Genomic DNA, 14,482 nt, shown 5'->3' with positions numbered 1-14,482 from the left:
GTATACCTAGGGGGAGAACGGTATGGTTCCTGATTCAAGTGCCAGTGCACCACGGCTGAAACGTCCATCGTGGAAGGACCCGCGGCTGCTGGTAGGCGTTCTCCTCGTCCTGGTATCCGTCGCGGGTGTCACCTTTCTTGTCGGCAGTGCGGACCGTACCACCGAGGTATATGCGGCACGGGACGGCATTGCTGTTGGTGAGCGCCTGACGCTGGAGAACGTGGTCCGCGCCAAGGTCCGGCTGGGCGACACCGAGCAGCACTACATCACCGTGGAGGCCGGGTTGCCCCAGGATGTTGTCGCCATGCAAAGGATCGCAAAGGACCAGTTGGTTCCCAGGGCAAGCCTTGGTGAGGTGGACCAGTTGGACCGGAAGCCTGTAGCCCTCAGTACCGGGCAGACCTTGCCGTCGCAGGCAGTCGCCGGTGCCCGGGTGGACGTCTGGGTGGCCCAGCCGGATGCAAAGAACGGATTCAGCGAGCCGAAGCTCATCCTTCCCGGAGCGGAAATTGCAGAGGTCACCACCGGGTCCACCGCCCTTGGATCGTCAAAGACCACTGTGCTGATGGTACTTGTGGAGGACAAGCAGATGCCCGCGTTGCTGGGTGCCCAGGCCAATGAGGCGAAGATATCCGTGGTGTGGAATCCGGGCGGCGCACGATGAGTATCCCGGTCGTCACCGTGGGCCAGAGCCGCGAGGACCTGGTGGGCGGCCTTGAACGTCTGCACGGTCCGGTCACGGTGGTTCGACGGTGTGCTGAACTTCCGGAGCTTCTCGCGGCCTGCCAGAGCGGACTGGCGAGGGCGGCCGTGGTGGCCGAAGGGTCCGAGGGGTTAACTGCTTCCCTCGTCGACCGCCTGGGAGCAGTTGGGGTGGCAATCATCGCCCTGACGGACAGCGCAGAGGAGGCAGCCAGGCTGCGCAAAATACGTGTCGCCTCTGCCTTGACGGGGGTTGAGTCGGCGGAGCTGTCTGACAGGATTGCCGACGCGGTGGCACAGCTGACCGGCGCGGTCCGTCCGGCCAACCTGAGCGCGCCCGCTGACACCGGGGCTGCTCTGACCACGGATCCCGTGCAACCGGAACCTGAGGCGGAGGCTGACCCAACCGGAGAGCTTATCGTTGTCTGGGGTCCGGCGGGGTCCCCCGGGAGGACAACAATCGCGGTGAATATTGCGGGGGAGATGGCCTCCGATGGCCGGGATGTTTTGCTGGTAGACGCCGACACGTATGGCGCCAGCATCGCCGCAGTATTGGGTCTCCTGGACGAGTCGGCCGGCCTGGCGCAGGCATGCAGGCTTGCTGACCAGGGTCTCCTGGACGCGGACGCCCTCCGGAAGGTGGCCGCCACTGTCGCCACGGCGTCCGGTACCTTCCGGGTGCTGACGGGCATAACCCGCGCAGATCGATGGACCGAGCTCCGTGCCACTGCCGTTGGGCTGGTCCTTGAGCGGGCGCGGCAGATTGCCGACGTTGTGGTGGTGGACACCGGTTTTTGCCTTGAGGCGGATGAGGAACTGAGCTTCGACACCGTGGCTCCGCGGCGGAACGCGGCGACACTGCGTCCGCTGGAACTGGCGGATACGGTCTATGCCGTGGGCGCTGCCGATCCGGTCGGTGTGCCCCGGATGGTGCGTGCGCTTGCCGAGCTGGAAGGCGCAGTCCCGCAGTCGACGCCCACTGTCGTCATGAACAAGGTGCGTTCCTCATCCGTGGGAAGGGCCCCTGAGCGCCAACTGCGGGATGCGTGGGAAAGGTATGGCCCCGCTTCCGGGCTCAAGACGTTCCTGCCCTATGACCCAGCTGCTGCCGACGCTGCACTCCTGGCCGGATCGCTGCTGCTCGAGGCTGCGCCTGAGTCGGCGCTGCGGCGGGCGATCCGCGACCTGGTTTGTGCACCCGACCAGCGCAAACTGAGATCCTCTGTATTTTCTTCCACACCACGGCGAAGGGCAAAGGACTAGGCTCGCCATAAGAGCTGCAAAGGTGCGGCGAATATCTCTGATGGAGGCGTTGTCGATGTCGTCTGGATCCAGTGTGGAGGACCAGCCCCTCTCTATTGAAGGTCTTGAAGGTTTCATGGGGGACTACTACCAGCACCTGGCTGAGGAGGATGCCCGAAGCTACCCACGCGATGTCCTGGAGGCCCGGGCCGGGGAACACCGCCGGGCAGCATCCATACGACAGCCCGGACAGGCAAAGATCTCGATCGTGGACGAAGAGGACAGCAGCGTCATCTTCGTCGTCACCGACGACATGCCGTTCCTCGTCGACTCCGTGAACGCGGAACTCGTCCGGCAGCACGCGGCCATCCGATTCGTTGTCCACCCGCTGTTCGTAGCCACCAGGAACCGGGACACCGGTGAACTCGTCAAGGTCAACAGGGTTCCGGCGCACCTGGGCATTTCCAGCGGCGACACTGCGGCAATGCCCAGCCTCTCCCACCTCATCGCCCAGGGTGAAAACGCCTCGCACATGGAGTCGTGGATCGCCGTCGAAATCCACCGCATCTCCGACGAAGCGAAGGCATCCCTGCTCGCCGGGCTGACCCGCGTGCTGAACGACGTCCGTGCCGCCGTCGAGGACTGGCCCAGGATGCGGCAAAAAGCGTTGGAGATCGCCGAAAGCCTGGACCGGGTGGCCAACTCCGCGCAGATTGCCGAACTCCGGCAGGCCAAGGACCTCCTGCGGTGGCTTGACGACGGGAACTTCACGTTCCTCGGCTACCGTGAGTACGACCTGCTCAATGTCGACGGCGAAGACGTCCTTGAACTGCGCGAAGACAGCGGCCTCGGGCTGCTGCGCGCCGCCGCCGACTCCCCGCACATCCAGCACCTTACCGACACCGGCCGCAAGAAGGCGCGGGAAAAGCGTGCCCTCGTCATCACCAAGGCCAACTCACGTTCCACGGTGCACCGCTCGGCCTACCTGGACTATATCGGCATCAAAAGCTTCGACGCCGCGGGCAATGTCAACGGCGAGCGCCGCTTCATTGGACTCTTTGCCACCAGCGCTTACGCCGGCTCCGTCCGCGACATTCCCATTGTCCGGGAGAAGGTGTACGCCGTGCTGCAGAACGCAGGCTTCCCGCCGGACTCCCACTCGGGCAAGGACCTCCTGGGGATCCTGGAGACCTACCCCCGCGACGAACTCTTCCAGATCGAAGTTCCCGACCTTGCCGCAACCGCGCTCGGAATCCAGAAGCTGCAGGAGCGGCGGCGCACCAGGCTGTTCCTGAGGCCCGACATTTACGGGCGTTTCATGTCCGCAGTCGTCTATCTGCCCCGCGACCGCTACACCACAAACGTCAGGCTCCGCATCGAACAGGAACTGCGGGAAACGTTCCAGGCAGTTTCGATCGATTACGAAGCCCGCATGACCGAGTCGGCGCTTGCCCGTTTGTTCTTCCGCATCCGGCTGCCCAAGGACTCCGACGTCAGCCATGTCAACAGCGACGAACTGGAAAAGCGGCTGGTCCGCGCGGCGAGGTCCTGGAGTGAAGGCATCGCGGAAGTCCTGCGCGAGGGCCGGGACGCGGCCGAGGCCAAGGAACTCGCCGCCATTTGGGCCGAGGCGTTCCCTGCCAGCTACCGGGTGGACTACGAAGTTGAGGACGCGCTTGAGGACATTGCCCGGTTCGAAAAGTACGGGGCTGCCGCAGAACGGGACACCGTCGGCCGGCAGGAGCGGCCCGGCGTTCACGTTTACCTTCCCGAAGGCGCCGGCGCCACCTTGGAGGAGGATGCCAGGGTCAAGCTCTACATGCTCGAACCCAAGAGCCTGAGCCAGATCCTGCCGTACTTCCATAACCTCGGACTTGAGGTCCTGGACGAACGCCCGTTTGAGATCGAAACGGCGGACCACAGGGACTTCTTCCTGTACGACCTGGGGCTGAAGTACCCGGCGGGAGTGGACCCCGTGTCCACGGGTGGGCTTCTGGCCGATTCGTTTGGAGCGGCTGTCACCGGCGCTGCGGAATCGGACAATTTTGACCGGCTGGTGCTGCGGGAGGGCCTGCAGTGGCGGCAGATCACGGTGCTGCGCGCCTACGCCCGGTACATGCGCCAAATGGGCAACAGCAGTTCCTTCGGTTTCATGGCGGACACGCTCCTTGCCAACCCCGACGTAACCAGGGGATTGAGTGCGCTCTTCGCGGCCCGCTTTGATCCGTCCATCAGCGACGGCGGACGCGCCGAGGCCCAGGCGTTCGTGCGGCAGGAACTGGCAGCTTCGATCGAGAAGGTTGCCACGCTCGACGCCGACCGCGTGCTGCGCACATTCGCCAACCTCATTGAGGCCACCCTTCGCACCAACTTCTACCAGGACAAGCCGCACCTGAGCTTCAAACTGGATCCGGCACAGATCGAAGGACTGCCGTTCCCGCGGCCCATGTTCGAGATTTGGGTCTATGCCCCACGGGTTGAGGGTGTCCACCTTCGGTTCGGCAAGGTGGCCCGCGGTGGCCTGCGCTGGTCTGACCGGCGGGAGGATTTCCGGACCGAGGTCCTGGGCCTGGTGAAGGCACAGACGGTCAAGAACGCCGTCATCGTTCCCACCGGCGCAAAGGGCGGATTCTTTGCCAAGCAGCTTCCGGATCCCTCCACCGACCGCGCAGCCTGGATGGCCGAGGGCGTCGAAAGCTACAAGACGTTCATCCGGGGGCTGCTGGATCTTACTGACAACCTCCTCACAGAAGGCGACGGCGAGCGGCTCGTGCCGCCGTCGAACGTTGTCAGGCATGACGACGACGACTCCTACTTGGTGGTCGCCGCTGACAAGGGAACGGCTACTTTTTCCGACATCGCCAACAGCCTCTCTGCGGAGTATGGCTTCTGGCTGGGCGACGCTTTCGCCTCCGGCGGCTCCGTGGGTTATGACCACAAGGCAATGGGCATCACCGCACGGGGTGCCTGGGAATCGGTGAAGCGGCACTTCAGCGAGCTGGACCTGGATACGCAGACGGAGCCCTTCACCGTAGTGGGCGTGGGGGACATGTCCGGCGACGTGTTCGGCAACGGAATGCTCCTGTCCAGGCACATCCGGCTGCTCGCCGCATTCGACCACCGGCACGTCTTCCTGGACCCCAATCCCGACGAAGAATCGTCGTTTGTCGAGCGGCAGAGGCTCTTCGAGCTGCCCAGGTCCTCGTGGGACGACTACGACAAGTCGCTGATCAGCGAAGGCGGCGGGGTCTTCCGCCGGCAGGCCAAGTCCATCCCCGTGTCCGCCCAGGTGCGGGCCGCCCTGGGACTCCCTGCGGAAACCACCGAACTCAGCCCTCCCGAGCTCCTGCGTGCCATCCTGCTGGCACCTGCAGACCTGCTCTACAACGGCGGCATCGGGACCTACGTCAAGGCGGGCTCCGAGTCCAACGCCTCTGTCGGGGACAAAGCCAACGATGCGATCCGCGTCAACGGCGGGGACCTGCGGGTCAAGGTGGTGGGCGAGGGCGGGAACCTGGGAATGACCCAGCGCGGCCGCATTGAGGCAGCGCTCCAGGGCGTCATCCTCAACACGGACGCGATCGACAACTCCGCCGGCGTGGACTGCTCCGACCATGAGGTCAACATCAAGATTTTCGTTGACCGGATGGTCGCCGCCGGCAAGCTGCCTGTTGGGGAACGTGCCGATTTCCTGGCATCGATGACCGATGAGGTTGGCCGGCTGGTCCTCGAAGACAACATCGACCAGAACATCCTCCTGCTGAACGACCGGACCCGGGTGGCGGAGTGGAGTCCCAGCTATGAACGCCTCATGGACTGGCTGGAGAAGAGCGCCGACCTCAAGCGGGACCTGGAGGCCCTGCCCACCACCGAAACCCTGCGGGAGCGGCTGCAGCAGGGGCAGGGCCTGACGTCGCCGGAACTGTCGGTTCTGGCCGCCTACGCCAAGATCGAACTGGCGTCGGCCCTGAGGGACAGCGAGCTGGCCGAGGACCCCTGGTTCCGGCAGACGCTGCGCTCCTATTTCCCACATCAGCTGCGCGAACGGTTTGACGCTGAGCTGGACAGCCACCCCTTGCGCCGCGAGATCATCGCCACGGTGGTGGCCAACGACATGATCAACGTTGGGGGCATCACTTTCGCCTTCCGTGTCATGGAGGAAACGTCGGCGAGCGAAGTGGCAGTCGCCAAGGCGTTCGTAGCGCTGCGCGAGGTGTATGAGCTGGATGCGATGGTGGCGGAGCTGAACAGCCTGCCCGCCGCCTTCCCGACGGAGCACTGGAGCACGGTGCACCTGGACATCCGCCGGATCCTCGACCGGGCAGTCCGCTGGCTGCTCAGCCAGGAAAGCGTTTCACGTCCCATCGCTGATGTGGTGGCTGAGTTCAAACCGCTCATGGATCCGATGCGCGCCCGGCTTCTGGACTTCCTGCGGGGCGATGACCATGAGCGGGTGGCGGCGTGGCTGGCGAAGGGCCGTGAGTGGGAACTCCCGGAAGGCCTTGCCCTGCGCTGGGCCGAGTTGTTCGAGAGCTTCGTGCTGCTGGACATCGCCAAGATCGCCCGGTCGCGCAAGGACCCGGTCGAGGAGATCGCTGCCGTCTATTACACCGTGTTCAACCGCTTCCATGCGGACTCGCTGCTGGAGCGGATCAGCAGCCTGCCCCGGCAGGACCGGTGGCAGGCGCTGGCACGGGCCGCCTTGCGCGACGATCTCTACTCGACCGTGTCGGATATGACGACGGCGGTGCTGGACGCCACGTCTCCCGGCGACTCACCCGACGCGCGGCTCAAGGACTGGGAGGCACAAAATGCCGAGCAGTTGGGCAGGGCAAAGAGCATGTTCGATGAGGTGAACGCACTGGAGGCCGACGACATGGCCTCGCTGTCGGTAGCATTGAGGCTCTTGAGGTCAATCGTCCGGCGCTAGCAATGCGGCGCCGCAAATGGAGGTGCAGTGGCAATCTTTACGGACCCCATCAGGGAACATGCTGATTTCGGGCCGGGCGATGCCGAATGGCTGCACCTCCTGGTGGGGGACTGGCAGATGGTGGCGGACCTGGCGTTCGCCGACCTGGCGCTCTGGTTCCCCCACCCGGAGCTTGGCTACATCGCCCTGGCACACGTTCGCCCGTCCACCACGCACACGGCGTTCCACAGCGACTTCGTGGGTGAAGGAATCCGGTCCGACCTGCAGCCCCTTGTGGGCAAGGCATGGAACAGCCGGTCCATTGAGCGCTCCAGCGAGACGAACTGGAACAGTGAAATGGCACTGCGGGTAGAGGCGGTCCCCATGGTCCGCAACGGCCGGACCCTTGCGGTGGTCACCACCCACATGGACCTTTCCAGCTCACGGATGCCTTCCCGGCTGGAATTGACCTACCGCCAGTGCGCGTACGACCTGCTGCGGATGGGCACGCTGGGGCTGTGGCCGGACTTCGCCTCGCCCACAGGCTCCCGCCGGGGCGCCCCCCGCGTGGGGGACGGCCTGATCAGGCTGGATGCTGATGGCGTTGTGCAGTACGCGAGCCCCAATGGAGTTTCGGCCTTCCGGCGCCTGGGTGACGGCGAATCGCTGGAAGGACGCTCTCTCGCTGAAGTCACCGCCGGCCTGCTCAAGGACCGCCGGCTTGTTGATGAGACGCTGCCGCTGGTCGTTACCGGCCGCATGCCGTGGCGCAGCGAGATTGAGTCCAGAGGGGTCAGCCTGTCCCTGCGGGCCATCCCGCTCCGGGACGAGCAGCAGCGCTTCGGTGCTCTGGTTCTCTGCCGTGACGTCTCGGAGCTGCGCCGGCGCGAGATGGAGCTGGTGACCAAGGATGCCACCATCCGCGAAATCCACCACCGGGTCAAGAACAATCTCCAGACCGTGGCCGCCCTGCTGCGCATGCAGTCCAGGCGGATGGTGAGCGATGAGGCAAAGCAGGGCCTGGAGCAGGCGATGCGGCGCGTGGCCACCATTGCACTGGTCCACGAAACGTTGTCGCAGGGCTTGACGCAAAGCGTTGATTTTGACGAGCTGATCGGGCGCCAGTTCCGGCTGTCTGCTGAAGTGGCTTCGCCCTCGCAACAGGTCAGGACCGAACGCTCCGGCACGTTCGGCGAGCTCCCCAGCGATCTCGCCACGCCGCTTGCCTTGGTGATCAACGAGCTGGTCACCAACGCCGTTGAGCATGGCCTTGAGGGGAGGGCGGGAACCGTCTGGCTTGTTGCTGACCGATCCGAAGGCGACGACGGCGAAGAGTTGACGGTGACCATTGCCGACGACGGCGTAGGGCTCCCACAGACCCCACACGTTGAGGGGCTCGGACTGCAGATTGTCCGGACGCTGGTCACCAGCGAACTGGGCGGAACCATCACGTGGGAGCGCCGCGAGGGCGGCGGGACCGAGGTCAAGATCCGGCTCAGCCTGGCCGGCAAATAGGGCGTTCCGGCCGAAAATTGGCGTGGCCCGGACTGGGCTTGGAACAAGTAGAGGCCCGGGGACAATCCAGTCTGGATGGTCCCCGGGCCTCTAGTTCCGGTTTCGTGGTCCTGTGGTCACGGCCCGCCGGTGGCGGGCTCTCCTAGGAGGCGCGGCGTGCGCGGGCAGCGCGCCGTTTGAGGGCGCGGCGCTCGTCTTCGCTCATGCCGCCCCAGACCCCCGCGTCCTGTCCGGACTCAAGGGCCCACTGCAAGCAGGTGTCGACAACAGGGCACCGGCGGCAGACGCTTTTGGCTTCCTCGATCTGCAGGAGTGCCGGTCCTGTATTCCCGACGGGAAAGAACAGTTCCGGGTCCTTGTCGAGGCACGCTGCGCGGTTACGCCAATCCATGCTGATCAGTTGCTCCATTTCTGGGAAGTGCCTTTGTGAAATTATTCACTAGTGGCTACAAAGGAAAGGGGCCCGCCTGGGCCCCCTTGGTCATCTGCGTCAAGCCTGTCATGTTAACGCTGTGTAAACAAGGGGTAATAACGCTTGATATCCCCCGAAAGCTGAGCGATGCATCACAGTGGCGGCTCCGGCCCTCACCAGTGTCCGACTATGTCCGGTAGGGTGCCAGTGTGTCAAGACCCCCGGTAAACGCTGCAGGTACCCCATCTTCTCCGGACGACCCCAGCGGCGGAGCTGGCCGCGCAGCCGCTGGGCGGCCAGGTCCTGTGCCTGCGGCCGCCACTGTGGTGGCGGTTGTTGCGGGCGCCGAAGCAACAGCCCTTGTGGCGGCGGCGGGGTGGTATGCGTACGAGTTGCTCAGCGGCAGCCCCGTGCTGTCCTTTTGGGGTGCCGTCTTCACGCTGGGCCTGCTGCTGGCTTTTTCGGCGTGGCTTTACGCGGTGGCAGTCTTCCTCTACCGGGGATACCGGTGGACCAGGGCGGCTGCATTGGTGGCTCAATTGTTCATCCTGACCATAGGGGTACCTGCCATAACCAGCGGCCTGGTCCTTGCCGGCCTGGCAATGGTGGTTCCCGCAGCCATCGCCATCGTGCTTCTGTTCTCCAACAAGGTGATCAACCACGCCTCCCGCACAGGTAGCGCGCCTCCTGCCCTTTGACCTGCTGCCGGACGCCTTTGCCGCGCACTCCTGGTCCGCCTAACCCGGGTCCGCTCTACGCCGTGAGGACCGGACAGCCTCACCCTATTGCGCTCGCCCATGCCACCTGAAGGGGGCAGGAGCGCCCGGCTGAGATGAGGACACCGCGCCCCGGCGGAGCGTCGGCTTCAATTTCAAACCTGACGCCGAACAGGTCGCCGTCAGCCATGGAGCGTGGGGCCAGCAGAAGCCCGGCGCCCGCGGCCCTTGCATTCATGATCAGTGGGGCGCGCTGGAAAAGCACAGGGCTGTAAGCAGCAGTGACGATCAGTGAGTGGCCCAAAGCATTCAACTGGTCCAGGGCCCTGACCGCCTGCGGGGCGAGCAGATCGATGTCATCAACCAGCAGCACGGTCTCCGGGGGCAGCCGGCCTCCTTCTGCCTGCTCCAGCAGGTCCTTCCAAACGTCTCCCGCGGCCTCCGACTGCACGGGACAGGTGAACCAGGGTTGTGCAGGGTTGAGTGAATAAAGCGCGTGCAGGGTATTGCTCTTGCCGCTTCCGGGGTTGCCAAGAATTGCAGTAACTCCGCCGCCGGGTATACGCAGGCCGGCTGCAGCCGGCTCGTCGCCTGCTACTCCCAGGACGACGTCGCGCTGCCGCCCTGCCGTTCCCCGCGGGCCGGAATGGAGTGTCCCGCCCGCGGGCTCCTTGCCTGCCGGGAACTGCAGTGATGGAGGCTGTAATTCCGCCGTCGCCATCAACTCCTGGACTTGCCGGACTGTGATTTTCGCCGGGAGGGGTTCCACCCGGAACGGAGGCGATATGGCAGTGGGGTGTCCTGCGCCGCTCCGGTCAACCAGGTGCGGGCCAGGGCTGCGGTAGAACTGGCAGATGGCCGGGCCTCCGTTTGCCACTGGGCCGAAGGCTACGGCCCTCCCTATGACCGCCGTGACCGACGGCAACCTGGGCCACATGGCGCGGCTCTCCTCGGTGGACGTGGCTGGAAAGTAGAAACGGTTGGGGAGGGCACCAAAGAACCTGGCGGTGACCAGCTCGCGCTCCCCGAAGATCAGCATCGTGATCCCGGCCCTGGCGCCATCGCGGACGAGGTCCTGAACCAGATCCTCAGCCCACGCAAGTGGTCCCGACCGGAAAGCCGATACCCAGGATCCCCAGCCGGAGATGATGAGGACGAGTGGTACCTGGTGGGAGGCTGGTTGGCTGAGCCGCAGCCCCAGTTCCCGGACAAGCCGTTCCAGGACGCGCACTCCCCGCCGCAGGTCGCTCAGTCCGGCGTGGGCACCCGTCCGGGATTCGCTGGCCAGCGGGAGGAAACTGCCCTGTGCGTCAAGGATGTAAAGGTGCGCTTCGTCGGAACGGGCCATGAGCTTGTGGACGGCCAGCTCCAGAGCCGCTCCGGCGCCGGATAAAGGACTGCCAATGAACGCTGCGTGACCGTGGTGGGCTGGGCTCCAGACCAGTGGCTCCACCCGTTGCTTTTCCGGCACGTCCAACACGCCGACACGGATGTGGCCTTCGGAGTTCACCGGTTCGATATAGCAGGAGCCGGGGGTCGCCGCGCTGGATGCCCGCTGCTTATCCGGGGCGGGTTCGCTCAGTTCGTCCGGAAGGGGAGGGGCGACAGGCCTCCTGGGAACCTCCTTCTGCTGCGCAGCGCACAGGCTCCTCACCATGGCTGCCAGCGGTTCCACTGCCTGGGCGGGGGTTCCTGCCGAGGGTGCCCCGCCGGCGTCGTCCGTTGATTCGGAGCAAAGATGGGCCAGGGCCGTTTGGACCGTCACCGCGGGCGGATGCCTCCCTGCCGGGAGGAGCCCAAGGGATGCGGCCTGGAATTCCTCCGCAGCTTCCGTCCCGCGCGCCAGGAATGCCCGGCCGGGCGCGTCAACGCTGATGGCGGCCGCGGCCTTTGAATTGATGATGTCGGTTGACTCCATGTCGGACTGGACCCGAAGGGCGATGCTCGAGGTGACGTTTGCGCGGATATCGGCCGTCAATGCTCCCTGCGGTCGCTGCGTTGCCATGATGAGGTGGATGCCCAGCGACCGTCCGATCGAGGCTATCCGCAGCAACTCACGGAGTACCTCCGGTGCATCGTCAACCAGCATCCTGAACTCGTCGATGACGATGACCAGGCTGGGGAGGACAAAGTCCTTGGCCGCCCGTGTGGAGCGGTACGCAGCGATGTCCGGGACACGGGCAGCAGCGAGGCACTCTTCACGAAGCCGCACTTCGGCGCGAAGCGACGTCAGCGTCCTCTCCATTTCGGACGCGGAAAGGTCAGTCTGCAGTCCCACGCAATGAACTAGTCCGCTGAGCGGCCCCAGGCCAGACCCGCCTTTGAAGTCGATGAAAAGGAAGTTGACCCGCTCCGGCGGATAGCTCAGGGCCAGTGCAAGTGTGAGGCTCCGGAGCAGCTCCGACTTCCCTGAGCCGGTGGTTCCCGCCACGAGCAGGTGCGGCCCATCTGCCTGCAGGTCCATCGTCTTCGTTCCCGAGGCACTCCGTCCCAGCGGTACTGCGAGTCCTTCATTCCGCGCGCTGGACTCCCAGCGCTCAGTGGTAGCCGCCAGCGTAAGCGGAAGGACCTCGTAGAGGGTGCAGGTAGCAGGGACAGTCCGGGCTTGCCCCTCTTGCTTCTGCCCTGCGCCGGCAGCGCGCCGACAGAACGTGCTGAAAACGTCCTCCGGCACCAGGTCCGGGACAAAAGGCGTCTCCGTGAGGTTTTCCCGCCGGACGGATCGGTTCTCGGACAGATATACGTCCGGTGCCAACGCCCCCGCTCCTTCCGGCAGGAAGAGCAGGATTTGCCACCCGCGTTCCATGGCTGCTTCACAAACGGATAGTTCGCCCGCTGCCACTGGGTGTTTTCCCCGGATCAAGAGCACTCCGCGCTCGCAGCCGAAGGGATGCGGGCTGCTTACCGCCTGGATGGCCGCAGGGGTTGTTGCCGTAAGCGTCACCCGGGGAAGGTACCTCGCGGCAAGGGGTAAATCCGCTGCATGCCCATGGACGAGCACCTGCGTGGTCCCGGCGCAGGGGTAGCCTGCCAGCTGCATCAGCAGGGACCGGATGGCGCCGTCGAGCGCAGTCGGTGACCCACTGATGCGGGTGATTGGTCTGCCCGGCTCAAGCAGGAGGGGAACGATACCTGCCGCTGGAACGGGGGCGCCTGTGCCCACTGGCTCAATCCGTACATTCGCTGGCTGTTCTGCCTCGCCCAGCCGCAGCCACACGCCGTCCGTCCCGGGGCCGGAAACGGGCGTCCTGCTGCCTCGTTGCGCCGCCAGCGCAACGAAAGCGAGTGACGGGGCGCACCGCCGTCGTCGTTCCCTGTCCTTTTGGACGGCGGTTTTCACGGCAGCGGCGAGGTCACGCCGCTGACGCCGTCCGGCGAGGGCAGGAACCAGGACAGAGAGCGAAGACGCCCCCGAGAAGGCCAGGAACATCCACATTCCCGTGGCGACTGCCAGGACCACCCCCATCAACAATGGGAGAATCGCGGTCAGGACGAGTACCGCCCGGTTGCCCGCCTCGAGCCGGCCCACCACCAGCAGGGGTTCGGCTACTGACCTACCGGCGTCTTCAAGCACACCCGACAATGCATCCGGAATCAGCAGAGACATGTTTGACTGCCCGCACCTGAAGCTGGAATCCGTGGAGATGACGGCGTTCCTGATTCTTTCACCGTCAACATACGTGCCGTTGGCACTGTCCAGATCGATAAGGAGGATGTCTGTGTCCGTGACAACAACCCGTGCATGTTCGCGGGAGAGCTCCGGGTCCGGGATGACAATCCGTGTCCCGCTTCGGCCAATGCTGTAACTGCCGCGCCGCAGCGGGATCACCGTTCCCGCTGCGGCTCCGCTGTGGATGGCCAGGGTCAGGGGAGCCGCAGCATCCTCGGCCCGTGGACCCCTTGGCCGCCTGCTCGAAGGCGCGGCGCCGCCGTCGACAAGAACCGCCGCGTCCACGAGCGGCGGTACCCCGAGGACCAAGGAACGCAGATTCTGCCCGTCCACGGTGACCTCGCCGGCGCCAAACTTTTCCATCAACTGCTGGTGAATGACATGGCCTGCCGCGCCGGCCGGAGCGTCAATGGATAGTTCCACGGGTGGCTGGTGACGGGATGACCCCGGGCCGGCAACCAAGGTGCAATTAAGAGTCATGGGTTACAGATCCTTCGTGCATGTACCCAGACGTTAGCCACAGCAGGCAGCCCGCGGCATACGCTTCGACCCCTATGTGCAAAACGGGTGGCGGGATGGCTGCCTGGACGGCGGGAGCTCGGTTAGGATCGCTACACCCGGACCTCGGCAGGCGGTCCGAAAACTCCAAAGGAGTTCTTTTGAGCATCATTGCCGACAGCGCAGACGTTGACGCCCGGGCCCACATCGGGGCAGGCAGCAAAGTGTGGCATCTCGCGCAGATCAGGGAGGCGGCCAGCCTGGGGGAGAACTGTGTCATCGGGCGCGGAGCCTACATCGGCCCTGGAGTTGTTCTGGGGGAGAACTGCAAGGTGCAAAACTATGCGCTGGTTTACGAACCGGCAGTGTTGGAGGCAGGGGTCTTCATCGGCCCCGCAGTGGTGCTCACCAACGACGTCTTCCCCCGTGCCGTGACTCCCGAGGGGGGCTTAAAGACAGAGGATGACTGGGACAAAGTGGGTGTCACCATAAGGCAAGGAGCTGCCGTCGGAGCCCGTGCGGTCTGTATTGCGCCCGTTACCATCGGCGCGTGGGCGATGGTGGCTGCGGGCGCCGTCGTCACCAAGGACGTTCCGGACTTCGCGCTCGTCGCAGGGGTTCCGGCGCGGCGTATCGGCTGGGTAGGCAGAGCCGGCCGGCCGCTGGTGCAGGAAGACGGGCAGTGGGTCTGCCCGGGCACCCGGGATGCATACATCGAGCGGGACGGGGCCCTGAGGGAAGTTTGACAGTCGCACTGTGGGGCGGATCACAGGGGGGAGGCTGATTCGACGGGTCATACAGTCACTCGGGTAGGCTAG

8 protein-coding genes are annotated in these 14,482 nt (G+C 65.0%); 6 read left to right on the top strand and 2 right to left on the bottom strand.

Translation table 11 applies throughout. The annotated features are described in order from the left end of the window. The first annotated feature begins 22 nt into the window (after positions 1–22). Genes IEW19_RS14135 through IEW19_RS14120 form a run of 4 tightly spaced genes read left to right on the top strand, consistent with a single transcriptional unit; the run spans position 23 to position 8,368 of the window. Entirely contained in the window at positions 23–664 is a 642-nt protein-coding gene (locus IEW19_RS14135; RefSeq protein WP_188572255.1) for a hypothetical protein, read from the top strand. Further along, a complete protein-coding gene (locus IEW19_RS14130; RefSeq protein WP_188572254.1) occupies positions 661–1,965 on the top strand; it encodes a CpaE/TadZ family protein in 1,305 nt (434 codons plus the stop codon). The genes IEW19_RS14135 and IEW19_RS14130 overlap by 4 nt, the downstream gene beginning before the upstream one ends. A gap of 55 nt (positions 1,966–2,020) precedes the next feature. Next, entirely contained in the window at positions 2,021–6,874 is a 4,854-nt protein-coding gene (locus IEW19_RS14125; RefSeq protein ID WP_188572253.1) for an NAD-glutamate dehydrogenase, read from the top strand. Positions 6,875–6,901: 27 nt separating this feature from the next. After that, a complete protein-coding gene (locus IEW19_RS14120; protein ID WP_188572252.1) occupies positions 6,902–8,368 on the top strand; it encodes a sensor histidine kinase in 1,467 nt (488 codons plus the stop codon). 142 nt (positions 8,369–8,510) lie between these two features. Here IEW19_RS14120 and IEW19_RS14115 read toward each other — a convergent pair whose 3' ends face one another. Next, positions 8,511–8,759, bottom strand: a complete 249-nt coding sequence (locus IEW19_RS14115; protein WP_003804966.1) for a WhiB family transcriptional regulator — start codon at positions 8,757–8,759, stop codon at positions 8,511–8,513. 326 nt (positions 8,760–9,085) lie between these two features. Between IEW19_RS14115 and IEW19_RS14110 the strand changes: the two genes are divergently transcribed. Next, positions 9,086–9,478: a hypothetical protein gene (locus tag IEW19_RS14110; protein ID WP_188572251.1), complete on the top strand. Its 393-nt coding sequence runs from the start codon at positions 9,086–9,088 to the stop codon at positions 9,476–9,478. Between the two features lie 79 nt (positions 9,479–9,557). Here the strand turns inward: IEW19_RS14110 and IEW19_RS14105 are convergent, their stop codons facing one another. Then, positions 9,558–13,646 carry an FtsK/SpoIIIE domain-containing protein gene (locus IEW19_RS14105; RefSeq protein WP_188572250.1) on the bottom strand — a complete coding sequence of 1,363 codons (4,089 nt, stop codon included), beginning with the start codon at positions 13,644–13,646 and terminating at the stop codon, positions 9,558–9,560. Between the two features lie 179 nt (positions 13,647–13,825). Here IEW19_RS14105 and IEW19_RS14100 point away from each other — a divergent pair, with 179 nt between their 5' ends. Next, positions 13,826–14,410 (top strand): acyltransferase, encoded by a 585-nt coding sequence (locus tag IEW19_RS14100; RefSeq protein WP_188572249.1) that lies wholly within the window; start codon positions 13,826–13,828, stop codon positions 14,408–14,410. Positions 14,411–14,482: the final 72 nt, after the last annotated feature.

This window comes from Arthrobacter liuii, assembly GCF_014639275.1.
Taxonomy (GTDB): Bacteria; Actinomycetota; Actinomycetes; order Actinomycetales; family Micrococcaceae; genus Arthrobacter; species Arthrobacter liuii.
The sequence above is the reverse complement of the archived record's forward strand: the minus strand, read 5'-3'. Positions and strand labels throughout refer to the sequence as shown.

What these genes read in the sequence shown, in the direction of transcription:
- IEW19_RS14125 (WP_188572253.1), top strand. Translation starts at nt 2,021, where the DNA reads ATGTCGTCTGGATCCAGTGTGGAGGACCAGCCCCTCTCTATTGAAGGT.
- IEW19_RS14135 (WP_188572255.1), top strand. Translation starts at nt 23, where the DNA reads ATGGTTCCTGATTCAAGTGCCAGTGCACCACGGCTGAAACGTCCATCG.
- IEW19_RS14115 (WP_003804966.1), bottom strand. Translation starts at nt 8,759, where the DNA reads ATGGATTGGCGTAACCGCGCAGCGTGCCTCGACAAGGACCCGGAACTG.
- IEW19_RS14105 (WP_188572250.1), bottom strand. Translation starts at nt 13,646, where the DNA reads ATGACTCTTAATTGCACCTTGGTTGCCGGCCCGGGGTCATCCCGTCAC.
- IEW19_RS14130 (WP_188572254.1), top strand. Translation starts at nt 661, where the DNA reads ATGAGTATCCCGGTCGTCACCGTGGGCCAGAGCCGCGAGGACCTGGTG.